21 protein-coding genes are annotated in these 22,709 nt (G+C 66.3%); 12 read left to right on the top strand and 9 right to left on the bottom strand.

What is annotated here, in order from left to right; genetic code table 11:
- Positions 1-32: 32 nt before the first annotated feature.
- From wecB to AC4BAR_RS10425, 4 genes are all read left to right on the top strand, one after another.
- The gene (gene wecB, locus AC4BAR_RS10440) at positions 33-1,265 is read left to right on the top strand and encodes a non-hydrolyzing UDP-N-acetylglucosamine 2-epimerase (protein ID WP_490627793.1); all 1,233 of its coding nucleotides are present in this window, start codon (positions 33-35) and stop codon (positions 1,263-1,265) included.
- A gap of 37 nt (positions 1,266-1,302) precedes the next feature.
- Positions 1,303-2,151, top strand: a complete 849-nt coding sequence (locus tag AC4BAR_RS10435; RefSeq protein ID WP_490627792.1) for a YaiO family outer membrane beta-barrel protein — start codon at positions 1,303-1,305, stop codon at positions 2,149-2,151.
- Between the two features lie 3 nt (positions 2,152-2,154).
- Positions 2,155-2,988 (top strand): hypothetical protein, encoded by an 834-nt coding sequence (locus AC4BAR_RS10430; RefSeq protein ID WP_490627791.1) that lies wholly within the window; start codon positions 2,155-2,157, stop codon positions 2,986-2,988.
- 124 nt (positions 2,989-3,112) lie between these two features.
- Positions 3,113-3,670, top strand: coding sequence for a hypothetical protein (locus tag AC4BAR_RS10425; RefSeq protein WP_490627790.1), 558 nt, complete (start codon positions 3,113-3,115; stop codon positions 3,668-3,670).
- 11 nt (positions 3,671-3,681) lie between these two features.
- Here AC4BAR_RS10425 and AC4BAR_RS10420 read toward each other — a convergent pair whose 3' ends face one another.
- Both AC4BAR_RS10420 and AC4BAR_RS10415 read right to left on the bottom strand, forming a co-directional pair.
- Positions 3,682-4,599 carry a Crp/Fnr family transcriptional regulator gene (locus AC4BAR_RS10420; RefSeq protein WP_490627789.1) on the bottom strand — a complete coding sequence of 306 codons (918 nt, stop codon included), beginning with the start codon at positions 4,597-4,599 and terminating at the stop codon, positions 3,682-3,684.
- Entirely contained in the window at positions 4,589-4,927 is a 339-nt protein-coding gene (locus AC4BAR_RS10415) for a circadian clock KaiB family protein (protein ID WP_490627788.1), read from the bottom strand. The genes AC4BAR_RS10420 and AC4BAR_RS10415 overlap by 11 nt, the downstream gene beginning before the upstream one ends.
- Before the next feature lie 410 nt (positions 4,928-5,337).
- Between AC4BAR_RS10415 and AC4BAR_RS10410 the strand changes: the two genes are divergently transcribed.
- On the top strand, positions 5,338-5,778 hold the full coding sequence (locus tag AC4BAR_RS10410) for a transposase (protein WP_490627787.1): 441 nt from the start codon (positions 5,338-5,340) through the stop codon (positions 5,776-5,778).
- Between the two features lie 48 nt (positions 5,779-5,826).
- On the opposite strand, the gene AC4BAR_RS10405 is transcribed toward AC4BAR_RS10410, so the two are convergent.
- The 3 genes from AC4BAR_RS10405 to AC4BAR_RS10395 all read right to left on the bottom strand — a co-directional run bounded on the left by AC4BAR_RS10405 (position 5,827) and on the right by AC4BAR_RS10395 (position 11,535).
- Positions 5,827-6,486, bottom strand: a complete 660-nt coding sequence (locus tag AC4BAR_RS10405; RefSeq protein ID WP_490627786.1) for a Crp/Fnr family transcriptional regulator — start codon at positions 6,484-6,486, stop codon at positions 5,827-5,829.
- A 120-nt stretch (positions 6,487-6,606) separates the two neighbouring features.
- Positions 6,607-8,991: a DUF6351 family protein gene (locus AC4BAR_RS10400; RefSeq protein WP_490627785.1), complete on the bottom strand. Its 2,385-nt coding sequence runs from the start codon at positions 8,989-8,991 to the stop codon at positions 6,607-6,609.
- A gap of 270 nt (positions 8,992-9,261) precedes the next feature.
- The gene (locus tag AC4BAR_RS10395; protein WP_490627784.1) at positions 9,262-11,535 is read right to left on the bottom strand and encodes a DUF6351 family protein; all 2,274 of its coding nucleotides are present in this window, start codon (positions 11,533-11,535) and stop codon (positions 9,262-9,264) included.
- 420 nt (positions 11,536-11,955) lie between these two features.
- On the opposite strand from AC4BAR_RS10395, the gene AC4BAR_RS10390 reads away from it, so the two are divergent.
- The 4 genes from AC4BAR_RS10390 to AC4BAR_RS10375 all read left to right on the top strand — a co-directional run bounded on the left by AC4BAR_RS10390 (position 11,956) and on the right by AC4BAR_RS10375 (position 16,177).
- Positions 11,956-12,888 carry a hypothetical protein gene (locus tag AC4BAR_RS10390; RefSeq protein ID WP_490627783.1) on the top strand — a complete coding sequence of 311 codons (933 nt, stop codon included), beginning with the start codon at positions 11,956-11,958 and terminating at the stop codon, positions 12,886-12,888.
- A 133-nt stretch (positions 12,889-13,021) separates the two neighbouring features.
- The gene (locus AC4BAR_RS10385) at positions 13,022-13,510 is read left to right on the top strand and encodes a hemerythrin domain-containing protein (RefSeq protein ID WP_490627782.1); all 489 of its coding nucleotides are present in this window, start codon (positions 13,022-13,024) and stop codon (positions 13,508-13,510) included.
- A complete protein-coding gene (locus AC4BAR_RS10380; RefSeq protein ID WP_490627781.1) occupies positions 13,507-13,725 on the top strand; it encodes a hypothetical protein in 219 nt (72 codons plus the stop codon). The genes AC4BAR_RS10385 and AC4BAR_RS10380 overlap by 4 nt, the downstream gene beginning before the upstream one ends.
- Positions 13,726-13,801: 76 nt before the next feature.
- Entirely contained in the window at positions 13,802-16,177 is a 2,376-nt protein-coding gene (locus tag AC4BAR_RS10375; protein WP_490627780.1) for a catalase, read from the top strand.
- Here the strand turns inward: AC4BAR_RS10375 and glmS are convergent.
- The 4 genes from glmS to AC4BAR_RS10355 form a co-directional block, all read right to left on the bottom strand.
- Positions 16,164-17,993 (bottom strand): glutamine--fructose-6-phosphate transaminase (isomerizing), encoded by a 1,830-nt coding sequence (glmS, locus tag AC4BAR_RS10370; protein ID WP_490627779.1) that lies wholly within the window; start codon positions 17,991-17,993, stop codon positions 16,164-16,166. The two genes, AC4BAR_RS10375 and glmS, sit on opposite strands and share 14 nt — an antisense overlap.
- A 132-nt stretch (positions 17,994-18,125) precedes the next feature.
- On the bottom strand, positions 18,126-18,386 hold the full coding sequence (locus AC4BAR_RS10365; protein ID WP_490627778.1) for a hypothetical protein: 261 nt from the start codon (positions 18,384-18,386) through the stop codon (positions 18,126-18,128).
- Entirely contained in the window at positions 18,383-19,291 is a 909-nt protein-coding gene (locus AC4BAR_RS10360) for a hypothetical protein (RefSeq protein ID WP_490627777.1), read from the bottom strand. Before AC4BAR_RS10360 ends, AC4BAR_RS10365 begins: the two co-directional genes overlap by 4 nt.
- A 155-nt stretch (positions 19,292-19,446) precedes the next feature.
- On the bottom strand, positions 19,447-20,019 hold the full coding sequence (locus AC4BAR_RS10355; protein WP_490627776.1) for a ferritin-like domain-containing protein: 573 nt from the start codon (positions 20,017-20,019) through the stop codon (positions 19,447-19,449).
- 277 nt (positions 20,020-20,296) lie between these two features.
- Between AC4BAR_RS10355 and AC4BAR_RS10350 the strand changes: the two genes are divergently transcribed.
- The 3 genes from AC4BAR_RS10350 to AC4BAR_RS10340 all read left to right on the top strand — a co-directional run bounded on the left by AC4BAR_RS10350 (position 20,297) and on the right by AC4BAR_RS10340 (position 22,648).
- Entirely contained in the window at positions 20,297-21,634 is a 1,338-nt protein-coding gene (locus AC4BAR_RS10350; RefSeq protein WP_490627775.1) for a phospholipase D-like domain-containing protein, read from the top strand.
- A gap of 119 nt (positions 21,635-21,753) precedes the next feature.
- Positions 21,754-22,170, top strand: coding sequence for a PRC-barrel domain-containing protein (locus AC4BAR_RS10345; RefSeq protein ID WP_490627774.1), 417 nt, complete (start codon positions 21,754-21,756; stop codon positions 22,168-22,170).
- A 160-nt stretch (positions 22,171-22,330) separates the two neighbouring features.
- Positions 22,331-22,648, top strand: a complete 318-nt coding sequence (locus AC4BAR_RS10340) for a BON domain-containing protein (RefSeq protein ID WP_490627773.1) — start codon at positions 22,331-22,333, stop codon at positions 22,646-22,648.
- Positions 22,649-22,709: the final 61 nt, after the last annotated feature.

Here is a 22,709-nt window from a genome sequence, read left to right as displayed (position 1 = left end):
TCCCATCCCCTCCGTCGCCCCAAGGAAAAACCATGCCAGAAAAAACCTACCTTGCCTGCATCGGCACCCGTCCCGAAATCATCAAAATGGCGCCGATCTACCGCGAGCTCAAGGCCCGCGGCGACCGGGTGGTGGTGGTCCACACCGGCCAGCACGAGGCGGTGGCCGACGCGCTGTACGCCTTCTTCGACATGCCGCCCGACGTGGTGCTGCGCCTGGAACGCAAATCGGCCTCGCTGGCCCACCTGACCTCGGCCCTGCTGGACGGCGTGGAGCCGGCGCTGAAGCACCTGCGCCCCGACGTGGTGATGGTGCAAGGCGACACCACCTCGGCCTTGGTGGGCGCGCTGAGCGGCTTCTACCAGGACATTCCGGTGGCCCATGTCGAGGCCGGCCTGCGCACCCATGAACGTACGCCCTTCCCCGAAGAAAAAAACCGGGAGCTGATTGGCCAGCTGGCCCGCTGGCATTTCCCGCCCACCGCCCAGGCCTGTCGCAACCTGCTCAGCGAGGGCGTGGCCCGCGACCATGTCCACCAGGTGGGCAACACCGTGATCGACGCCGCGCTGTGGACCCGCGACCGCATCCGCGCGCCCGACTTCGATCTGGCGGCGATGAAGCCGCAGAACCTGTGTGAATTCGAGGCCCGTTACCCCGACCACAAGCTGATCCTGGTCACCGCCCACCGGCGCGAGAACTGGGGCCAACCGATCCGCGACATCGCTCTGGCCGTGGCCAACATCGTCAGCCAGCACCCCAACACCGTGGTGGTCTGGCCAGTCCACCCCAACCCCAGCGTGCAGGCCGACGTGGCGCTGGGTCTGAGCCAGCTGCCACCGCGCACCCGGGCCCGCATCTGCGTCACCGAGCCGCTGGGCTACCAGGCCCTGGTCTCGCTGCTGATGCGCTGCGAGTTCACCGTCACCGACTCGGGCGGCATTCTGGAAGAGGCCTCGGCCTTCAGCAAGCCAGTGCTGGTGGCGCGCGACAGCACCGAGCGCCAGGAGCTGGTGGACGCTGGCGGTGCCGTGCTGGTGGGCACCGACAGCATGAACATCTTCATCCACGCCGAGTCGCTGCTGACCGACAGCGTGGCCTACCGCCGCATGCAGCTCGACACCAGCCCCTTTGGCGACGGCCACAGCGCCGAACGCATCGTCGACATCCTGTCCGACAGCGATGCCGTGGCGCCGCTGTCCCGGCAGTGGACCCCGGTCTTTTCTCCCACCGTCAAAGCCGCGCCCAGCCATGCCAACCACGCTTGATTTCTCCCAACGTCAGCCCCCTATGAGGACAACCACCATGGCCATCAAATTCATCTCCATGGCGTTGGCCATGGCCTGCCCCGCCGTCTGCCTGCCCGCCTGGGGCCAGTACCAGAACTCCAGCGCCGCAGGTGTGGCCATGGAGCCGGTCATGAACGCCCAGGGTGTCGCATCCCGGCTGCCGCTGCGCAGCATGGAACTGACGCTGGGCGCGCAACGCCTGACCAATGGCTTCGGCAACTGGCACGACGCCACCTTGCGCGGCGCCTACGAAACCGGCCCCCATGTGCTGCAGCTGGAACTGGCGGCCAAGCGCGAGTTCGGCGCCTCCGGCAACTTCCTGGGCCTGGCCGACACGTACACCTTCAGCCCCGACTGGTATGGCAGCCTGTCGGTGGGTGCCGGCGACGGTGCCTTCTACCTGCCCAAGTTCCGCACCGACGTGGCGCTCTACCGCAAGCTGCTGCCGCAGCGCAACCTGGTGGCCTCGGTGGGGGCCGGCTACTACAAGGCCCCGGCCGGCAATGTGGACCGCAACGTCAACCTCGGCGGCACCTACTACTTCGACACGCCGTGGATTGTGGAAGGCGGCATCCGCTTCAACCGCAGCAGTCCCGGGGCCATCCGCACCCACCAGCAGTTTGCCTCGGTGACCTATGGCCGGGTGCGCGAGTACCTGATCACCGCCCGCTACGGCGAAGGCGGTGAGGGCTACCAAACCGTGGCCCAGAACACCCAGCTGGTGAACTTCCAGAGCAAGGAAGCCAGCCTGTCGTGGCGTTACTGGCTGGATGGCCGGTCGGGCTTTCTGGTGAGTGGAGAACGCTACAAAAACCCGAACTATTCCCGCCGCGGCGTGAATGTGGGTCTGTTTCACCAGTTCTGAGCGATGAACGCCGCCGACCAGCCCGACGAGGGGCCGAACCGGGACCAGGCCTACCAGGCCGCGCTGGCCGCGCTGCAGCAGGCCAGGCAACAGGCCGGCAGCATCCCCCAGCACCGGGCCCTGAAACGCATGGCGCTGCGGCCCGGCCTGCTGCTGCAGGTGGTGGCGCTGCCGCTGCTGCTTACCGCCGCGGTGCATGCCGGCAAGCCCTGGCTGTTTGCCTTCTGGCGCCAATGCCTGGGGCTGTGGGCTGGCCTGCTGAACCTGCCGCTGCAGATCACCCCGCTGGCCGAGCGCAGCGATGCGCTGGGCGTGCAATGGGTGGTGGCCAATGAATGGGTCAACCTGCCCAGCGACGGCATGCTGTTCAGCGTGGCGGCGCTGACGCTGCTGGGCTGGGTGCTGTCTTACCGCCTGGACGGCAAGGCCTTGCCGCTGCAATACCTGCTGCGCATCGTCTGTGGGGTGCAGGCCGTGGCGCTGGTGTATTTCTGGTGGCTGCCGGCGCCGTTTCCCTACACCGTGCAGCGCCATCTGCTGGACCTGGCCAACATCGGCTACCTGATGCTGCTGGCCACACCGGCGATGCTGGCCATGGGCTACTACATGCTGCGCGTGCCGCTGGCCCACAAGCTGCTGTGCACCGCGCTGATCCTGGCCTACTTTGCGGTTTTTGTGCCCCACCAACTGGTGCTGCACGCGTATTTGCTGCACCACTTCTCGCTGCTGCTGATGCCGCTGCTGTACATCGTGTTCGGTGCCTTGTTCAACATGATGGTGTTTGTGGCCTTGTACGCCTGGATCGCCAGCCTGGCACCGGCCGACGCCACGTTGTGATACCGCCCTGTGTTCGCCCGCGTACCGACACCCCGGGCGGCCCGCCCTAAGCTGGCTTTGCCCAGCGGCTGAACCCAGCGCCACGCTGGTGGCGTCCGTCATTTCCACTTTTCAAAGGTCACACATGTTTCAAAAATCTCCGATTTCCAGCCCCCTCGCCAGCGCCACTTTGGTGGCCCTGATGCTGCTGGGCCCATCCGCCTTCGCCATGGAGAAGATGGACTACAACACCGCCAAAACCAACATCAAGGCCAGCTACAAGACCGCCAAGTCCGCCTGCGGCTCGCTGTCCGGCAACGCCAAGGATGTGTGTGTGGAAGAGGCCAAGGGCAAGGAAGCGGTGGACCTGGCCGAACTGGAATACGCCTACACCCAGAAGGCCAGCGACGCCACCAAGGCCCGCACCACCCAGGCCAAGGCCACCTACGCGATTCAGAAAGAGAAATGCGACGACCTGGCCGGCAACCCCAAGGACGTCTGTGTCAAGGAAGCCAAGGCGGTGGAAGTCAAGGCCCTTGCCGAAGCCAACATGTCGGCCGACATCCGCAAGGCCAAGGTCGAAGCCGCCACCGATGTGCGCGCCGCCGACCAGAAGCTGGCACTGGAAAAATGCGACGCCCTGGCCGGTGACCCCAAGGCCAAATGTGTGGAAGCGGCCAAGCTGCAGTTCCCCAAAAAGTAAGTCGCCACCGCTCAGGCGACGTCGCTCACCGCGATCGGCCGGTAGCAGGCGCAGGACGCCGCCACCAGCCCCTTGCGGTCGAGCACACAGAGCTTGCCGCGGCTGTAGCTGATCAGGCCTTTGGTGCGCAGTGCACCAAAGGCCAGCGTCACCGACACCCGGCGCACGTTCATCACCGCGGCCAGGTGGTGTTGCGTCAGCGTCATGTCGGGCGAACGGGCCCGGTCACCCACCATCAGCAGCCAGCAGGCCAGCCGCTTTTCCAGCCGGTGGGAGGCAATGCAGGCGGCGATTTGCCGGGCCCGGTTGACCTCCACCTGGGCACAGCGGTGCAACTGGCGCTGCAACTGCAGGCCACGCCGCAGTTCGTCGTTGAAGCGTGCCGCCGACATGCGCATGGCCGTGCCGGCCACCTCCACCACCGCCCGTACCGGCGACAGGTCCACCCCCAGCGCCAGCGGAATGCCCACCATGCCCTCGTGGCCCACCAGGCCGGTTTCCACCGTACGCTGGTTGTCGATCACCGTCAACAAACACACCACACAGTCGACCGGGAAGTAGACATGGCGGATCGGCGCGCTGGCCTCGTGCAGCACCTCGCCAAAACCCAGCGCGACGCGCTCCAGGGCGGGCAGCAGGCGCCGGTACTCGGTGCGGCCCAGGGCGGCCAGCACGCCGTTGCGTTCGGGCATTTCAAGGGCCTCCTTGCGGTCTGCCGCAGACGCGCGGTGGGCGGCCTTGCGCAGCGCACGCTGCGCCAGCGGAAAAACGAGGATGTTGGCCTCGGCGTGGTCGATGACGGCGTCGATCTCGCCGGCCGCGATGGCCTGGCGCTCCAGGCCGCCCTTCGGCAGTTGGTGCAGGGCCCGTTGCAAGGCCAGCGACGCCCGACCGGTCTGGACACTGGCCGGCTTGCGGTCAGTCAGCATGGGGTTGCAGGCCGAGCGCGAGCAAGACCCCCGTCCTGTCACTGAGGGTGCCGATGACCTGGGCCGCCGGCAGCGGCGAGAGTTTGCTCAGGCTGGGCGTGACCAGCACGCCCTCGGCCATGGCCCGGCGCGGGTTCTCCAGCACGTCCACCACCTCCAGCCGGTGGCCGCCTTTCAGGTGCTCGGCACAGAGCGTCTCCAGATTGGCAATGGCCAGCATGGAGTTGGGCGCGCCGCCAGCCACGTAGAGGCGCAGCACCACCACGGTGGCGAAATCGGTCGGCAGCAGCTTGGCCACGAACGGGGAAGATGTTCTGCGGGTTCCCATGAGGATGTCACTTTCGAGAGCGCCGCGGTCACCGCCGCCCGAATGGACGCGAGTGCCACCCGCGAACACCTGGTTACGTGTACCAAATCGGTACAGGTTGGTATGTTCGATAACGTACAGACGAGGCAACATGGTCCGAAAAAACCTGCCCAAAACATCGAACATCGGAACAAAAAACCTGGAAAACACAGGCGGTTCAGGCCCGTTTTTGACTCGTCCTGAGACCAAGGGTAACTACCAGCCGTGATTGTTGTCAGGGGGACGATTTGAAAATTTGAAGCGCTGGAAAATTCGCCCCAACGAGGGCAAAAACGACCCTCGACTGCCCCCCAAATCGGCCCCTCACCATCGCGGATTGGATGGTCGGGTGTTTGTGCCGACTCCACCCTTGACCTGAAAGATCGACCCCAATGGAAACCAACCCAGCCGCTCACGGCCTGCCGCTGCGGCGCCGCAACTGGACCCATGCAGAAAAGTCCGCCATCGTGCACGAAACCCACGATGCCCATGTGAGCGTGTCCATGGTGGCCAGAAAACATGGCATTGCCACCAGCATGCTGTTTCGCTGGCGAAAAATGGAACGCAACGGTCTGCTGGGCGAGTGCAGCCCCCTCAGCGGACCCAGCACGGTGACCGAGCTGTTGCTGGCACGCGAGAAGATTGCCGAGCTGCAGCATGCGCTGGGCGCCTTGGCGCTCGAAATTCACGCTTGCCACCAGGAAAATCAGCAACTGAAGAAATCCCTCTCGCTGGTGAATGGGGCATCGGACATCGGCCGGCACTTTGCACGCCAGACCGGAGTGCCCACCGGATTTGAGCGGGGTTGGGGTGCGCAAAAGGAAGCCGCCTGAAGCGGCGCTTCCACAAAAACCGGCTGCAGTGGCCGGCCCGACAGCGCGCTACTCGAAGCCCATCAAGCCAGGCAGGTCCAGCACGGTGATGGAGGCATAACCAATCTCCAGCAGCCTGCGCTCCTGGAGGATTTTCAAGGCCTGGTTCACCCGGGGTCGTGAAATCCCGGCCATTCGGGAAATCTCCTCCTGGTTGATTCGCAGCACCGCCACGGTGTTGGGGTAAAGAATGGGATTGAAGAGGTTGGCAATGCAGCGCGCCACGCGGGCGGTGGGTTGCAGCAAACGGTCAAACATCATGGCGCCGATGAACTGACTCAATCGCTCATTCAGGTGGTTGATGACATAGCGATTGAAGGGCACGCTGGTGTCCAGCAGCCACAAGAAGGTGGCGCGCGGCAGGTGCAAGGTCTTGGTGGGCCGGGTGGCGATGATTTCGTATTTTCTTTGCTCGACTTTGAGCAGCGATCCCTCCCCTATCCACCCGCCCGATGCCACGCTGGTGAACATCACCAGGTCCCCGTTGGCCACGGCGGTCTGCACGCGTAGGAAACCATCAACCACGCCGATCCAGCTGTCGGCAATCTCCGACTGGTGGCACACGTTCTGCCCAGATTGATGGCTGCGTTCGGTGAACGCGCCATACACCTGTTCCCTTTCCGAATGGGTCAGCACGCTGGGCCAGGTGCAGCGCTCCAGGAAACCCAAAGATTCCGTTGACAAAGCCATCAGCTCACCAGCCTTTCATGGCGCCCGGGGTTGAACACCTTGCCCAGTCTATGGAAACCGGCGCTTTTCTGCCACCGGGAAGGCATGGACGACGCCACCTCATTTCTTTCCAAGCAAAACGGATTGCGGTGGGTTGCCCAGCGGCTGGCCACCCGGCCCGTTCTCGAAGGTCAACCAGGGGATGGACGCCTGCTGACCGACGCCAGGTCTGGTGTAGTCGCACACCCCGTCGGGAAAGGCACGCACCAGTCGCGACCATTGGGCGTCGGAGAATGACACGCTGTAGTCCAAGCGGCTTGGTGACTTGAGTTGGCACTTGACGATGTCGTTGGCCAGGGGTTCGCCGGCCGCAATGCGTGGCACGGCGTAATACGGGTAGAGCAGCCGGCATTTCTGCATGTCGGTGACTTTTTGCGCACCGACGAAGCAGGCATCCACAGCCGCGCCTGGCTTGTTGCGCAACACCTTCTCTTCCAGCGTGCCCGGGCTCCGGTCGGACTCCATGCGGCTGAGCCAGTTGTCCAGCAGGTCCACAGACGTGGGTGTCGCCAGCAGAGAGCCGAACGAAGGATCGGCGTTGGGAAAGAGTGGCACTGTGGACGTCCAGATGATCTGGTTGTCTGAATGACCATTCGCTTTTCTCAACCGGGCCCGCGTCACATGGCTGTGGACATCGGTGTGAATCTCCACGTTGGACGAACCACGCAGGTCAATGATGGGAACCCGCTTGGCGGCGGCACCGGACATCACCAGACCGGCCCGGTGCATGGTCCGGACGGCAGCGAGGTCAGCCTCCGCCCGCTGGGGACGAAACTTCCAGTCGACGTCCAGCCCGCCCACTTTTTCATTCATGTCCACGAACTGCTCGGCCGTGATCAAGCCCGAAGTGAGCGCCACCAGCCCGTACTGCACACCCACGTTGTCATAGGGGTAGTTGGCAAAACCATCGGACGAGCGCTTGCCGAAAATGGATGCCATGTAATCCTGCAAAGTGCAACGAATGCCTCCGGGATTGGTGATGGCGTTGTAAATGAGTTCCACAGACAGTGCGCAGCCCGCGGCATTGGTGGGGTCCAGCCACACCTTGGAGTAACCAAGAATCGACTGCTGAATGCCAAGCACCGAATCCCAGGCCAGGCAGGTGGTCGACGCGCCGTAGCCTGTCACGGCATCTTGCTGGGGTGTCAACAACCAAAGCTGCGGGGAAACCTGGGTGAAATAGCGGAGAAGCAAGTGACAGTCTTGCGCTTCTTTCAGCGTCTCCCAGACATCGGCGTAGCTGGCGCTGGGCTGAATGCCATTGAGCAAACCGGGGTAGTTGGACACATGCCAGTGCTGTTGCATGGAGCCACCCGATCCCCCCTCACTCATGGTGTAACGGATCGGCCCCAGCGTCTCGGTGATGTGTTCCTTGATCATCATCACGGCCTCGGCCGAGATGACGCTGTTGCAGTTGCTGCCCAGATTGGTCAAACCCGATACCGCGGTGGCGAAGCCCCGGCTGAGAACACCCACAATCTCCGCCTGTGAGGCTGTGGCTGCCGCCACCTGTGGCCCCGCAGTCGCGGCGGTGGTCACCGGCCCCGGCTGAACATGGTTGGGTTTGCAGTCACCCCCAAAGGTCCAGTACAGCTTACCGTTCCATGCCTTCTGCGGCGCCCACGGCTCCCACTGCTTTTTGGGATCAGCGAGCACCAGGTACTCGTAAATACCGCGATCAATCACGCCCCGCTCGCGCCGCACGATGAAGGGCAGCGCACCGGCATGGTCAGTCTGCGCGGTGGCCACATCACTCGGTGGTTTGGCCGGGTCATAAGGCTGCAAGGCCAGCTTGCTGGCATCGGTGGACCTGTAGAGGTAGCTCACCTGCGCTGGCACGTTGCATTGTGCGTCCAGCGGCTTGCCCAGGCCTGCAGCCTCGGTCTGGCAGACCCAGGGTTGGGTTTGTGCACCAGCAAAGACCGGGCCACCAATCGGGTGGTTTTTGATGGTGATCTGTGAACCCACACCGCTTTTGAGTCGCACGGTGACCACGTTGGCTCCTGGCTTGAGGCCAGACAGCTTGGCCTGGTAGCGGCCGTTCGGGCGGTTGGCAAAGGCGCTGGTGACGTCCTGGCCATCCACGTCGATGCGTTTCACGTCGGACGCAGAGGCACCCACCACCTCCACCAGCGCATCGCCGCCCGAGACCAAATCGGCGCGGTTGGACAGCACCTGGATCTTCAGGGCGTCCTGCGGTGTGCCGGCCGCAGGAGTCGATGGCACCGCGTCGTCATCGACGCCCATGCTTTGCGAATCGCTGCCCTGGAACGCAGCGCGCGAGCTGGGCTTGGCGGCTGCAATGGCCGTCGCTGCCGCGCCGCCTCCACCACCACACCCCACCAGCATCACCGCCAAGCTGGCGCTCACCAGCGCCGCCCAACCCATTCTTTTCATCATCGTTTCCTTAATCAGCAAGTACTGATTAAGTTTCTGTTTTTGCAAGAGAAACGACTGATCCCGAACGAACAATCCGAGGGAAAACCTTGGCTCTGGTTCGTGAATTTTTCTTCACTTTGAACGCTTTCAGAACACCGGAGGACTGCTTTAGCGCAGGCAGCGAGAATCCTGAAAAGCAAAGTTCTGGCGGCTGTGGGAAGCGACCAGAACCAGCATGTCAAAAAAACGAGCGTCAATGGTCGGCCAGGCTGTGCGATGGCCTCTGGTGCGCAATGTGCCGCGCAGAAGGGCGGGATGGACCGCCGCCCAGACGGTTTACTTTTTGCTCAGCAAGACAGACTGCGGCGGATTGCCCAGCGGCTGCCCCCCCGGCCCCTTGGAAAAAGACAACCAGGGAACCGAGGCCTGCTGACCAACGGCTGGCTTTGAGTAGTCGCACACGCCATCGGGGAAGGCGTGCAGCAGCCGGGCCCATTGCGCGTCGGAGAACTGCACGCCGTAGTCGCTGCGCGCCGGCGGCCGGAGCTGGCATTTGATGACGTCGTCGGTCATGGGCCCGCCGGCCGACAGACGTGGGACCGAGAAGTACGGGTAGGCCAGTCGGCACTTCTGCATGTCGGTGACTTTCTGGCCGGCAATGAAGCAGGCGTCCACCGCTGCGGCCGGCTTGTTGCGCAGCACTTTCTCGGCCAGCGTCTGGTTGGTGGTGTCGGCCTCGATGCGACTCAGCCAGTTGTCCAGCAGGCTGATCGATTCGGGCGTGGCCTTCATGGTGCCGTCGGTCACACTGACGTTGGGCAGAAAAGCCGCGCCGACAGAAGTCCAGATGATCTGGTTGTCCGAATGGCCGTTGGTCTTTTGCAGTCGGGCCCGTGTCACCTGGCTGTGCACATCGGTGTGAATCTCTGCGTTGCTGGTGGCGCGCAGGTCAATGATGGGCACCCGCTTGGCCGCGGCCCCAGAGACAACCAGGCCCGCGCGGTACATGGTGTTCAAGGCCTCACGGTCGGCCTCGGCGCGCTGGGGCCGGAAATTGAAGTCGATGTCCAGACCACCGATTTTTTCGTTCAGATCAACAAACTGTTCGGGCAGGATGAGCTGTGAATTGAGCGCCACCAGCCCGTATTGCACGCCGGTGTTGTCATAGGGGTAGTTGGCGAAGCCATCCGACGCACGCTTGCCGAAAATGGAAGCCATGAAGTCCTGCAAGGTGCAGCGAACGCCACCGGGGTTGGTGATGGCGTTGTAAACCAGCTCGACGGACAGCGAACAACCCGCGGCATGGGAAGGGTCCAGCCAGATCTTGGCATAGCCCAGCCCGGCCACGTCTGGCGCGTTCCACACTTGGCAGGTGGTGGGCGCCGCATACCCGGACACCGCTTCCTGTTGGCCCGGAACCAGCCACAACAGCGGCGACAGCTGGGTGAAGTAGCGGTTCAGCAAACGGCAGTCTTCGGCTTCTTGCAGTGTTTCCCACACGTCGGGAAAACTGGCCGCAGGCTGGATGCCGTTGAGCAGCCCCGGGTAGTTGGACACATGCCAGTGCTGCTGCATGGAGCCGCCCGACTCGCCCTCGCTCATGGTGTAGCGAATCGGCCCCAGTGTCTCTGTGATGTGCTCCTTGACCATCATCACGGCCTCGGCCGAGACCACGCCGTTGCAATTGCTGCCCAGGTTGGTCAGCCCAGACGCGGCGGTGGCAAACCCGCGGGCAATCACGCTGGTGATTTCACCCTGTGAGCCCAACACAGGCAGGGTGCCGGCAGAGGGGCCGGGCTGAACATGGTTGGGCTTGCAGTCACCCCCAAAGGTCCAGTACAGCTTGCCGTTCCAGGCCTTCTGCGGCGCCCACGGCTCCCACTTCTGCTGGGGATTGGCCAACACGAAGAACTCGTAGATGCCACGGTCAATCACGCCCCGCTCGCGCCGCACGATGAAGGGCAGCGCACCGGCATGGTCGGTCTGCGCGGTGGCCACATCACTCGGTGGTTTGGCCGGGTCGTAAGGCTGCAAGGCCAGCTTGGTGGCATCGGTGGACTTGTAGAGGTAGCTCACCTGCGCTGGGACGTTGCATTGCGCGTCCAGCGGCTTGCCCAGGCCTGCGGCCTCGGTCTGGCAAATCCAGGGTTGGGTCTGCGCGCCCGAAAACACCGGGCCACCGATGGCGTGGTTGGTGATGGTGATCTGTGAACCCACACCGCTTTTGAGTCGCACGGTGACCACGTTGGCTCCTGGCTTGAGGCCAGACAGCTTGGCCTGGTAGCGGCCGTTCGGGCGGTTGGCAAAGGCGCTGGTCACGTCCTGGCCATCCACGTCGATGCGTTTCACGTCAAACGGCGTGGCACCGACGATTTCCACCAGCGCATCGCCGCCCGAGACCAGATCGGCGCGGTTGGACAGCACCTGGATCTTCAGCGGTGAATCGGGTTGCACGCTGGCCGCCGAAGTGGGTTGAGCCGTCGCGTCGTCGACGCTCATGCTTTGCGAATGGCTGCCCTGGAACGCGGCGGACGCGGTGGGCTTGGCCGAGGTGGCTGTCGCTGGCGCCTCGTTGCCACCACCACACCCCACCACCAGGCTTGCGCTCACCAGCGCTGCCCATCCCCATCTTGTCGCCATGTTTGTCTCCCATCGATCGGTACTGCTTAAGTTTCAACCTTCCACGCAAAGCGAAATGATCCCGAACGAACAATTGGCGGGGCAACGCGCACTTTTTCCGTGAAGTTTTTGTCACTTTGGGTCAATTCGGCTCAGCGGGCTCGCCGCTGTCGCCGCAGAGACAAACCACCCGCCGCATGGCGCCAGCTGAACGGGCGGCCAGGTAAGCGGAAGGTACTCGCCGGGTGACGCCAGAGCAGACCAAGCGCTCGGGTAAAGCCTGGCCTGGTTCGTCACTGCGTTGGAAAGCGAACAGAGCCTGCCGGCTGCGCTCTTTAAGGTCGGGGCCTCAAAGGCACAAGGCACCGGTTTCTCCGGCGGCGAGGCTGGCTTTTCGCGAACAGGACTTCCATGGACACCCCCCTCACGGGCACCGCCGATCACCACGGCTTCACACGCCAGCTCAGCGACACCCGGTCCGATGCCCATGACCCGACGGCCGACGCGGTGTCATGGGGGGCCATCACCGCCGGTGCGGCGGCCGCCGCCTCCTTGTCCCTGATCCTGCTGATCCTCGGCGTGGGCCTGGGCTTGTCGTCGGTGTCGCCCTGGGCCCGCAGCGGCGCCAGCGCCGCGGGCCTGGGCGTGTCCACCATCCTGTGGCTGACGCTGACCCAGTTGCTGGCATCGGCCATGGGCGGCTACCTGGCCGGCCGGCTGCGCCTCAAATGGACCGAGGTGCACGGGGACGAGGTGTACTTTCGCGACACCGCCCATGGCTTCCTGGCCTGGGCCATCGCCTCGCTGGCCACGGCCGCGCTGCTGACCTCGGTGATCGGCTCGATTCTGGGCACCGGGGCCCAGGCCGGCGCCACGATGGCCGGCGCGGCCACCGCCACCGCGGCCCGTTTGGCGCCCAGTGCCGATGCGGGATCGATGGGCTACTTCGTAGATTCCCTGTTCCGCCGCGAGGCCAGCGCCGAGCCACTGCCCAGCACCGAGGCCACCGAACGCAATGCCGGCCGGGACGCCGCCGAGGTGGGCCGCATCTTCATGAACGGCAGCCGCACCGAGCCCCTGCCGGCCACCGACACAAGCCATGTGGCGAGCCTGGTGGCCCAGCGCACCGGGCTGTCGCAGGCGCAGGCCGAGAAGCGGGTGACCGACACCCACGCCAGGCTGCAGGCCAAGGCGCGCGACGCCGAAACCGCGGCCCGCGCCGCGGCCGACAAGGCCCGCAAGGCCTCGGCCTACAGCGCGCTGTGGCTGTTTGTGTCGTTGCTCATCGGCGCTTTCGTGGCCAGCCTGGCGGCCACCTTCGGCGGCCGCCACCGCGACGCCTGACCCCGCACTCACCCGCCCACCGGAGACCCCCATGCGCTCACTGCTGCTGCTCTTTCTCGGCATCCCCATCCCCATCATCATTTTGATCGCGCTGTTCGTCCATTGACCCCCCTCCCCAACTTAAGGAAACATCATGACCACCGCCACCACCACCGCCCAGACCAAAACCACCGCCGCCCCCAAGGAAGCCATTGCCATGCTCAAGGCCGACCACGAAACCGTCAGCCGGCTTTTTGCCGAATTCGAAAAGGCCCGTTCAGACACCAAAAAGAAGGCGCTGGTGACGGAGATCTGCGGCCTGCTGAGTGCGCATGCGCAGATCGAAGAGGAAATCTTTTACCCGGCGGTCAAGGCCGCACTGAAAGACAAGCAGCTGGTTCCAGAAGCCACGGTCGAGCATGCGGGCATGAAGGCGCTGATGGCCCAGCTCGACGGCATGACGCCCGATGCGGAGATGTATGACGCCAAGGTCAAGGTGCTGGCCGAGTACGTGACCCACCATGTCAAGGAGGAACAGAACGAGATGTTCCCCAAAGCCAAGGCCAGCGCGCTGGACATGGCCGAGCTGGGCGCCCGCATGGCCGCCCGCAAGCATGAACTGCTGTCGGCCAACAAACCATGAGCAATCCCTGGCTGAAGAAGAACCCCTTCATGAGCCTGTGGTTGAGTGCGGCCAACCGCGTGGCCGGGGTGGCTCGCGGCCAGGCCACCGCGCTGGCCCAACGCCAGGCCAACGCGGTGGTGACCGAGGTGGCCCACAAGAACGCCCAGGGGCTCACCGGTGCCGTGGCCCCACCCGCCGCGAAGAAAAAGAAGAAAACCTCGCGCAGGCGCTGACCAGCGCTGCGCTGCCGCCACCGCATTCCAGCGGTGCCGTCCCTGCCCCGGCTTTTCCATCCCACAAGGTGTTTGCATGACCCCACAATCCCGGCCCCGCGGCAAGCGCGCCCCCGCCACCCCACCGGGCGCTGCCCCGCTCGCCGCAGCGCAGCGCGCCGAGGCCGAGGCCCTGGCCGCCGCCATGCCACACAACCCCGGCAAAGCCCTGGAGATCGGGCGCACCAACGCCCTCGCCCCGGCGCCAGGCGCCCACACGGCCATGGCCGCGCCGCTGGCCTCGGCCAGCACCCTGAGCGAGGCCAACGGCTCGCCCAAAACTGGCTCTGGCCCGCCCGCCCCCGGGCGCAGTGCCTCGGCCGGTGGGCTGGACGCGGCGCGCTCGGACGCCGCCGATCAGGTGCTGACCACCAACCAGGGCGTGGCGATTGGCGACAACCAGAACTCGCTGAAGGCCGGGCTGCGCGGCCCGACGCTGCTGGAAGACTTCATCCTGCGCGAGAAGATCACCCACTTCGACCACGAGCGCATTCCCGAACGCATCGTGCACGCGCGGGGCTCGGCCGCACACGGCTACTTCGAGGCCTACCAGGCCATGACCGAATTCACCCGCGCCGCGCCCTTCCAGGCGGCCGGCAAGGTCACCCCGGTGTTCACCCGCTTCTCCACCGTGGCCGGCGAACGCGGCTCCAGCGACACCGCGCGCGACATCCGGGGCTTCGCCGTCAAGTTCTACACCGACGAGGGCAACTGGGATTTGGTGGGCAACAACATCCCGGTGTTCTTCATCCAGGACGCGATGAAGTTCCCCGACCTGGTTCATGCCGTCAAGCCCGAGCCACACAACGGCATGCCGCAAGCCGCCTCGGCCCACGACACCTTCTGGGACTTCGCCTCGCTCAGCCCGGAGACCACCCACACGCTGATGTGGGTGATGTCCGACCGGGGCATTCCGCGCAGCCTGCGCATGATGCAGGGCTTTGGCGTGCACACCTACCGGCTGGTCAATGCGCAGGGCCACTCGCACTTCGTCAAGTTCCACTGGAAGCCCTTGCTCGGCACGCATTCGCTGGTGTGGGACGAAGCGATGAAGATCTCCGGCGCCGACCCCGACTTTCACCGCCGCGACCTGTGGGAGGCCATCGAGTCCGGCGAGCACCCCGAGTGGGAACTGGGCCTGCAGATCTTCACCGAGGCCCAGGCCGAGGCCTTCAGCTTCGACGTGCTGGACGCCACCAAACTGATTCCCGAAGAATTGGTGCCGGTCACACCGGTGGGCCGCATGGTGCTGAACCGCAACCCCGACAACTTCTTTGCCGAGACCGAGCAGGTGGCGTTTTGCACCGCCCACGTGGTGCCGGGCATCGACTTCAGCAACGACCCGCTGCTGGCCGGCCGCATCCATTCCTACCTCGACACCCAGATCTCGCGACTGGGCGGTGCCAACTTCCACGAGATCCCGATCAACGCGCCGCTGGCGCCGGTGCACAACCACCAGCGCGACGGCATGCACCGCCAGGCCATCCCGCGCGGCCGGGTGGCCTACGAGCCCAATTCACTGGGCGGGGGCTGCCCGTTCCAGGCCGGTGCAGCGGGCTTTGTCTCGTTCCCGCAGGCGGTAGAGGGCGAGAAGCTGCGCGGCAAGCCTGAGAAGTTTGCCGACCATTACACCCAGGCCACGCTGTTCTGGAACAGCCAGACGGCCAGCGAGCAAGACCACATCGTCGGCGGCTTCCGCTTCGAGCTCAGCAAGCTCACCGTGCCGGCGCTGCGGACACGCATGCTGTCGTCGCTGCGGAATGTGGCGCCCGAGCTGGCCACCGCGGTGGCCGCCGGCCTGGGCCTGGCCGTGCCCGAGGCCATGCCGCGGGTCTTGACCCATCCGGCCAAGCCCGAGGTCAGCCGCTCCGCCGCGCTGTCATTGACGGCCCTGCCGGGCGACGGCGGCGTGCGCTCGCGCCGCGTGGCCATTCTGGTGGCCGACGGCGTGGACGGCCATGCCATCACGGCCGTGCAGGCGGCGCTGCAATCGGCCGGCGCCACCACCCAGCTGATCGGGCCCCGGCTGGGGCCGGTGAAGACCGTCAGCGGCGGGCCGCTGGAAGCCACCGCCAGCCTGGAAAACGCCGCGCCGGTGCTGTTCGACGGGCTGGTGCTTCCCGACGGTGCGCAGGGCGTGGCCTGGCTCGGCGCGCAGGCCGAGGTGATGGATTTCATCGCCAACCAGTACCGCCACGGCAAGGCCATCCTGGCGCTGGGTACGTCCCAGGGCCTGCTGTCACGGGCGGGCATTGCGCCGGCGAAGGTGGGCGCAGCGCCAGACAGCGGCCTGCTGCGCGGCGGCGTGGCCAAGGCCGAGACCCTGGCGCAGGACTTTGTGAAGGCGCTGGGCCAGCCGCGCCGGGCCGAGCGCCCCGCGCTGCAGACCGGCGGGGCGCTCACTCCACCGTGACCGACTTGGCCAGGTTGCGGGGCTTGTCGATGTCGGTGCCCCGCATCACCGCCGTGTGGTAGGCCAGCAGCTGCAGCGGCACGGTGTGGACGATGGGTGACAAGGCCCCGTGCTGGGCTGGCAGGCGGATCACCTGCATGCCGGGCTCGGGGGTCATGCGGGCCTCGGCATCGGCCAGCACATAGAGGATGCCGCCACGGGCACGCACCTCCTGCATGTTGGATTTGAGCTTGTCCAGCAGCGCGTCGTTGGGCGCCACCACCACCACCGGCATCTGCGCCGTGACCAGGGCCAGGGGCCCGTGTTTGAGCTCGCCGGCCGGGTAGGCCTCGGCGTGAATGTAGGAGATTTCCTTGAGCTTGAGCGCGCCTTCCAGCGCAATCGGGTAATGCATGCCACGGCCCAGGAACAAGGCGTTCTCCTTGGTGCTGAACTGGCGCGCCCAGGCCATGATTTGCGGCTCCAGCGCCAGCGCACATTGCACCGCCGCCGGTACCGCCTGCAGTGCCTGCAGGTGCTCGCTTTCCTGCTCGGGGGTCAGCTGATTGCGCAGCTTGGCCAGCGTCAGGGTCAGCAGGAACAGCGCCGCCAGCTGGGTGGTGAAGGCCTTGGTGGAGGCCACGCCGATCTCGACGCCGGCGCGGGTCAGAAAGGCCAGCGTGGTCTCGCGCACCATGGCCGAAGTGGCCACATTGCAAATGGCCAGTGAATAGCGGTGGCCCAGCTCTCGCGCGTAACGCAGCGCGGCCAGCGTGTCGGCCGTCTCGCCGGACTGGGAGATCACCAGCACCAGCGCGCTGGGGTTGACGGCCGGCGTGCGGTAGCGGTACTCGCTGGCCACCTCCACCGTGACCGGCAGGCCGGCGATGGCCTCCAGCCAGTACTTGGCTGTCAGACCGGCGTAGTGGCTGGTGCCACAGGCCAGGATGTGGATGGCGTTGATGTCCTGAAACACCGCCTCCGCCCCTTCGCCAAAGCGCGCCGGGTCGAGGTCCTGGCTGCCGGCCAGGGTGTCTTCCAGCGCCCGAGGCTGCTCGAAGATTTCCTTCTGCATGTAGTGGGCGTAAGGGGCCAGCGTCACCTCGTCGGTGCCGACCTTGACCGTGTGCACCGCCCGCTCCACCCGGCGGTTGTCCTGGTCAACGATGGTGACCTGGGACTCCCGCAGGTCGACCACGTCGCCCTCTTGCAGGTAGATGATCTGGTCGGTGGTGCCGGCCAGCGCCAGCGCGTCCGAGGCCAGGAAATTCTCGCCCTGGCCCAGGCCCACCACCAGCGGGCAGCCCGAGCTGGCCCCCACCACCCGCTGCGGCTCGTCGCGGCAGAAGACGGCAATGGCAAACGCGCCGCGCAACCGCTTGATGGTGCGCTGCACGGCCAGCATCAGGTCGCCGGTGTAGAGGTGGTTGAGCAAATGGGCAATCACCTCGGTGTCGGTTTGCGACTCGAACTGGTAGCCCAGCGCGCGCAGCTCTTCGGCCAGCACCTCGTGGTTTTCGACGATGCCGTTGTGCACCACAGCGACGCGGCGAATGCCATGGGCGTCGGAGGAGAAATGCGGGTGGGCGTTGCGGGTCACCGGCAGGCCGTGGGTGGCCCAGCGGGTGTGGGCGATGCCGGTGCGGCCCTGAATCTGACGCGCCTTGACCTGGGTTTGCAGGTCGGCCACACGGGCGATGCTGCGGGCCCGAAACAGCCCGTGGTCATGCACCGCCACGCCGCAGGAGTCATAGCCCCGGTACTCCAGCCGGCGCAGTCCCTCCATCAGCACGGGGACGATGTTTCGCTGGGTCACGGCACCGACAATTCCACACATGGGCGGGTCTTTCATCCCGGCCCAGTGCACGGGCTGTGCGCTTTGTTGGCGGGGTGGTGAATGACACCATGGGCCGCGGTGCGTCGTCTGTTTGATACCGAACAACAGCACGCGCGGCGCAGCGCTTTTTTCTCAGCGTTTGTGCATCACCATCTGCTGCTGGTAGACCAGCGAGCGGCTCTGCTCCGACTGTTCCTTGTCCAGCGTCAGGCTGTGCACCGTGGCACTGAGGTCGGCGATCTGGGCTTCCATGGCCAGCATCCGCGAGGCCCACTGGCCCAGCGTGTCGGCGGCACCGGCAGGCGCCGGCCGACCGCCGGTCTGCTCCGGGCCGGCGGCCCACTGCAGGGGGGCGCCGTTGTCAGCCCCCAGGGCGGCAGCGGGCGTGCTCATCGGCCGTTGCGCCGCTCGGGGTCGCGCTCGTCACGGCGGTCATCCCGGCGGTCGTCCGGAGACCGGCCGGGGCCGGGTGCGTCACGCCGGTCCGGGCCACGGCCGGGCGACTCGGCGCGGTCGCTGCGCCTGTCCTGCATCGGCGGCACGGCGGCGGGGGGGCGCGCGCTGTGGTCGATGTCGGCCGGCATGCCGGGTTGCGGCGGGCGGCCGCGCGAGGGCTCGTCGGGCGGTGTGTTGCGGGCCGGTGCGGGCGGGGGTGGCGGCGCTGCGCGCAACGGCTCCTGCGGGCGCGGGGCCATGCGGGGCTGCAGGGGCTGGGCCTGCTGGCGGGCCGCCGGGTCGCGTGGCTGGTAGCGGTACTGCTCGCTGCGAATCATGTCCTGCTGCCGCGGGTCTTGCGGGTAGCGGCCTTGCGGGTAGCGGCCCTGGTAGCTGGGCAGCGGCGCCGGTGCCGGGGCGGTGCGCGGGTTCCAGCGGTCCCAGCCCTGGCGCCGCTGCTGCCAGCCGCCGCCCCAGCGTTCGCCCCAGCGCGGTGGGGCGTCCCCCGACCAGGCCTGGAAATGGGCCGGCGGCTGGCGGTAGTAGCGCACCGGCACGCGCAGCAAATACACCGGCACCAGGTCGCGGCTGACGCCTTGCCAGGGACCGTTGTACCAGCCGCTGGAGTACCAGTCATCGCCCTGGTAGACCCAGTACAGGCCGTCGTAGAAAAAGTAATTGTTTTGCGCGCCGGGGGCGTAGTAGACCGGGTAGCCAGGCACCCGTTGCAGCTCCGGGTAATCCGACATCTGGATGCCAATGCTGACGCCTGGCAAGGCCACGCCCAGGCTCACGGTGGCCTGCGCATGGGTGGCTTGCAGCGGTGCCAGCAGCAGCGGCGCAAGAAGCAAAAGGTGGCGCATGGGGGTCTCGCTTTCTCGTCCCCCGCGGGTTCACCCTGGCGCGGGCTGCGCCGGGTGGTGACGGGGAGGGTCAGCATGCGACGGGCGGCCGCGGTGGTCTGTGCGACGCCGAACCATCCAGGCCCGCTGCCTTGGCCGGCGCGCGCGGCGGCGGGCTACAGCGGGCGGTGCACCACCAGGCCTTGCAGCAGGCCGGCCAGTTCGTCGGCGTGCTCTTCCTCCACCGACAAAATGCCCTCCAGCATGCGCCGGGTGGTGGGGTCGTCGTTGCGCACCACCTCGATGAATTGGCGGTAGCAGTCGATGGCAATGCGTTCGGCCACCAGGTTCTCCTGCACCATGTCGGCCAGCTCCGGCGCCACCACGTACTCGGCATGGCTGCGTCGGGTCAGCGAGTCGGGCGAGAAGTCGGGTTCACCGCCCAGTTGCACGATGCGCACGGCCAACTGGTCGGCATGACCCAGCTCCTCGTTGGAATGGACCAGAAACTCGGCCGCCAGCGCCGGCGCATGGATGCCACGCGCCATGAAGTGGTGGCGCCGGTAGCGCAGCGCACAAACCAGTTCGGTGGCCAGGGCGTCGTTCAGCATCGCCAGCACCTGCAGGCGGTCGGCGCTGTAGCCCGGTGTGACCGCACCCCCCTCCAGGTTCTGGCGGGCACTCTGACGCAAGCTGGGGCTGTCGAGCGGGGCGGCGGGGGCCTGGGTGTGGGTGTACATCGTGGTCATGGGCTCTCTCCTGTGGACAAGGGGGCTGGCGCGGGCATGGGCCTGTCACCGAAGGCGCCAGTCTCGGGGCCCGGGCCCGGGCTGTCGGTTTCCCAGCGCACATGGGCCCTGTGTGTGCTGGGGCACAGACAACCGGGCGCCATGGGGCCAGGGTGTAGCCTCGACCGGCAATGCGCCCGGCAAACCAATGGGAAGGTGGGGAAAGATGCAGTGCACCGTCTGGACAGGCTGGCGGCCCAGGGCGTGGGCGGGATGGGCCCTGCTGTGCGTACTGCCGATGCTGGGCTGCGCCCAGCTGCCGGTGATTCAGCCCGACCGGCCGCCACCGCCGGCCAGCGCCGAGGTGCGCATGGACGGTCTGCGGGGGCCGCTGAGCCATGCACGGAGCCGCGCGGTGCTGGCCCAGCTGGAGCGCAACAGCCCGCAGACCGACATCTTCTCGCGCCACCTGGCCATCGAGGAGGCCATTGTGGGCAGCCCGCTGAGCACCGGCAACGCGGTCGTGCTGCTGCAGGACGGCCCGGCCACCTACCGGGCCATGCTGGCCGCCATCGAGGCGGCGCGCGACCACATTCACCTGGAGACCTACATCCTCGACGACGACGAGGTCGGCCAGCGTTTTGCCGACGCGCTGATCGCCAAGCAGGCCCAGGGCGTGCAGGTGAGCATCCTGCACGACAGCTTTGGCACGCTGGGCACACCGGCGGCCTTTTTCCAAAAGCTGACCGAGGCTGGCATCCAGGTGCTGGCCTTCAACCCGCTGACGCCGTCGGTGGCGCGCAAGCAATGGGAGCTGAACCAGCGCAACCACCGCAAGCTGCTGGTGGTGGACGGCCGCGTCGCCTTTCTGGGCGGCATCAACATCAGCAGCGTCTACTCCGGTGGCTCGTTCAAAAAGGGTTCGGAGCGCCGGCCCGAAGGCGCCCTGCCGTGGCGTGACACCCATTTGCAGCTGAGCGGCCCGGCGGTGGCCGACCTGCAGCGGCTGTTCATCGCGCATTGGGCCGACCAGGGCGGCGCGGCGCTGGGCTCGCGGACGCCCTACCCGCCGGCAGAACGGGCCGGCGAGGTGGTGGTGCGGGCCATTGGCAGCTCGCCCGAAGACCCCTACAGCCTGATGTACGTCACGCTGCTGTCGGCGATTGCCAGCGCCGAGACCAGCGTGCAGCTGACCAACGCCTACTTTGTGCCCGACCCGCAGCTGCTGGACGCGCTGACACAGGCTGCCGCGCGCGGGGTGGCGGTGACGCTGATCCTGCCCAGCCAGACCGACTCCTGGCTGGCGCTGAACGCCGGCCGCAGCCACTACGACCGGCTGCTGCGGGCCGGCGTGAAAGTGCACGAGCGCCGCGGCGTGGTGCTGCATGCCAAGACCGCGGTGATCGACGGCGTCTGGGCCACGGTGGGCTCGACCAACCTCGACTGGCGCAGCTTTCTGTACAACCACGAGCTGAACGCGGTGGTGCTGGGCACGGCCTTCGGCAGCCAGCTGCAGGCCATGTTTGCGCAGGACCTGGCCGCGTCCGACCCCATCACGCTGGACCAGTGGTCGCGCAGGCCCTTGCACCGGCGGCTGCTGGAGCAGTTCGCCAACAGCTGGGCGCCCTGGTTGTGACCGCCCGGTGTGCGGTGCTGCACAGACCCCTGGCCGGTCAGCGCCCAAGCTGACCCACCGCAGGCGTTGTGGCAGCCCGTCCGGCGTCATCGCGGTGATTGCACCCACCGAGGACATCCATGAACTACACCGAACAAGACACCCACGGGATTTACAAAACCGGCCCCCACCCCGGCCCGGGCCCGATGCTGATGGGCGCCAACACGCTCAACGGCAACGACGTTTACAACACCGAGAACGAGGACCTGGGCGACATCAAGGAAATCATGCTCAACGTGGCCAGCGGGCAGGTGGCTTATGCCGTGCTGTCCTTCGGTGGCTTCATGGGCATGGGCGACAAGCTGTTTGCCGTGCCCTGGAGCGCGCTGAAGCTGGACCCGGCGAACAAGCGCTTTGTGCTCAACGTCGACAAGGACCGGCTGAAGCAGGCGCCCGGTTTCGACAAGGGCCAATGGCCCGACATGGCCGACAAGACCTGGGCCAAGGGCATCCATGACTACTACGGCGTGCCACCCCGGACCGAGATGCTGAGCTGACCGCCAGGGCGCCCGGTCGGCGCCCTTTTTTTCGCCTGGCGAGATTCCCGCCAAGGCGTCCGGGCGCTGTCTGTATGCCAGCGTACCGACAGGCCGCGCCGCCCTCCCTACAGTGGCCAGAGGCAACCGCCTTAACCCTCACGAAGATCGGACACCCCTCATGAACACCCCCCGCCACACCCTGACCCTCGGCCTTGCCGCCCTGTTGATGCTGACCGCCGCCGGCTGCGCGGTCACCCGCGGACAGGAAACCGTCGGCACCTACATCGACGACACCGCCATCACGACCAACGTCAAAACCCTGTTGCTGGAAAACCGGGTCACCGATGGCACCTCCATCACGGTGGAAACGCTGCGCGGCACGGTGATGCTGTCGGGCTTTGCCAAGAGCAGCGCCGAGCGTCAAACCGCCGAAGGCCTGGCCCGCAATGCGCGCGGCGTGGTGGCGGTGCGCAACGAACTCGTGGTTCGCCCCTGAGCCCGCACCGGCTGCAGGTCCTGGGGGCATGCCCCCAGGACCTGCAGCGCTGAACCAGACC

This window comes from Rhodoferax sp. SPJ4 (genome assembly GCF_058216275.1).
This window is presented reverse-complemented; position numbering and strand designations above follow the sequence as displayed.

What these genes read in the sequence shown, in the direction of transcription:
- wecB (WP_490627793.1), top strand. Translation starts at nt 33, where the DNA reads ATGCCAGAAAAAACCTACCTTGCCTGCATCGGCACCCGTCCCGAAATC.
- AC4BAR_RS10435 (WP_490627792.1), top strand. Translation starts at nt 1,303, where the DNA reads ATGGCCATCAAATTCATCTCCATGGCGTTGGCCATGGCCTGCCCCGCC.
- AC4BAR_RS10430 (WP_490627791.1), top strand. Translation starts at nt 2,155, where the DNA reads ATGAACGCCGCCGACCAGCCCGACGAGGGGCCGAACCGGGACCAGGCC.
- AC4BAR_RS10425 (WP_490627790.1), top strand. Translation starts at nt 3,113, where the DNA reads ATGTTTCAAAAATCTCCGATTTCCAGCCCCCTCGCCAGCGCCACTTTG.
- AC4BAR_RS10420 (WP_490627789.1), bottom strand. Translation starts at nt 4,599, where the DNA reads ATGCTGACTGACCGCAAGCCGGCCAGTGTCCAGACCGGTCGGGCGTCG.
- AC4BAR_RS10415 (WP_490627788.1), bottom strand. Translation starts at nt 4,927, where the DNA reads ATGGGAACCCGCAGAACATCTTCCCCGTTCGTGGCCAAGCTGCTGCCG.
- AC4BAR_RS10410 (WP_490627787.1), top strand. Translation starts at nt 5,338, where the DNA reads ATGGAAACCAACCCAGCCGCTCACGGCCTGCCGCTGCGGCGCCGCAAC.
- AC4BAR_RS10390 (WP_490627783.1), top strand. Translation starts at nt 11,956, where the DNA reads ATGGACACCCCCCTCACGGGCACCGCCGATCACCACGGCTTCACACGC.
- AC4BAR_RS10385 (WP_490627782.1), top strand. Translation starts at nt 13,022, where the DNA reads ATGACCACCGCCACCACCACCGCCCAGACCAAAACCACCGCCGCCCCC.
- AC4BAR_RS10380 (WP_490627781.1), top strand. Translation starts at nt 13,507, where the DNA reads ATGAGCAATCCCTGGCTGAAGAAGAACCCCTTCATGAGCCTGTGGTTG.
- AC4BAR_RS10375 (WP_490627780.1), top strand. Translation starts at nt 13,802, where the DNA reads ATGACCCCACAATCCCGGCCCCGCGGCAAGCGCGCCCCCGCCACCCCA.
- glmS (WP_490627779.1), bottom strand. Translation starts at nt 17,993, where the DNA reads ATGTGTGGAATTGTCGGTGCCGTGACCCAGCGAAACATCGTCCCCGTG.
- AC4BAR_RS10365 (WP_490627778.1), bottom strand. Translation starts at nt 18,386, where the DNA reads ATGAGCACGCCCGCTGCCGCCCTGGGGGCTGACAACGGCGCCCCCCTG.
- AC4BAR_RS10360 (WP_490627777.1), bottom strand. Translation starts at nt 19,291, where the DNA reads ATGCGCCACCTTTTGCTTCTTGCGCCGCTGCTGCTGGCACCGCTGCAA.
- AC4BAR_RS10355 (WP_490627776.1), bottom strand. Translation starts at nt 20,019, where the DNA reads ATGACCACGATGTACACCCACACCCAGGCCCCCGCCGCCCCGCTCGAC.
- AC4BAR_RS10350 (WP_490627775.1), top strand. Translation starts at nt 20,297, where the DNA reads ATGCTGGGCTGCGCCCAGCTGCCGGTGATTCAGCCCGACCGGCCGCCA.
- AC4BAR_RS10345 (WP_490627774.1), top strand. Translation starts at nt 21,754, where the DNA reads ATGAACTACACCGAACAAGACACCCACGGGATTTACAAAACCGGCCCC.
- AC4BAR_RS10340 (WP_490627773.1), top strand. Translation starts at nt 22,331, where the DNA reads ATGAACACCCCCCGCCACACCCTGACCCTCGGCCTTGCCGCCCTGTTG.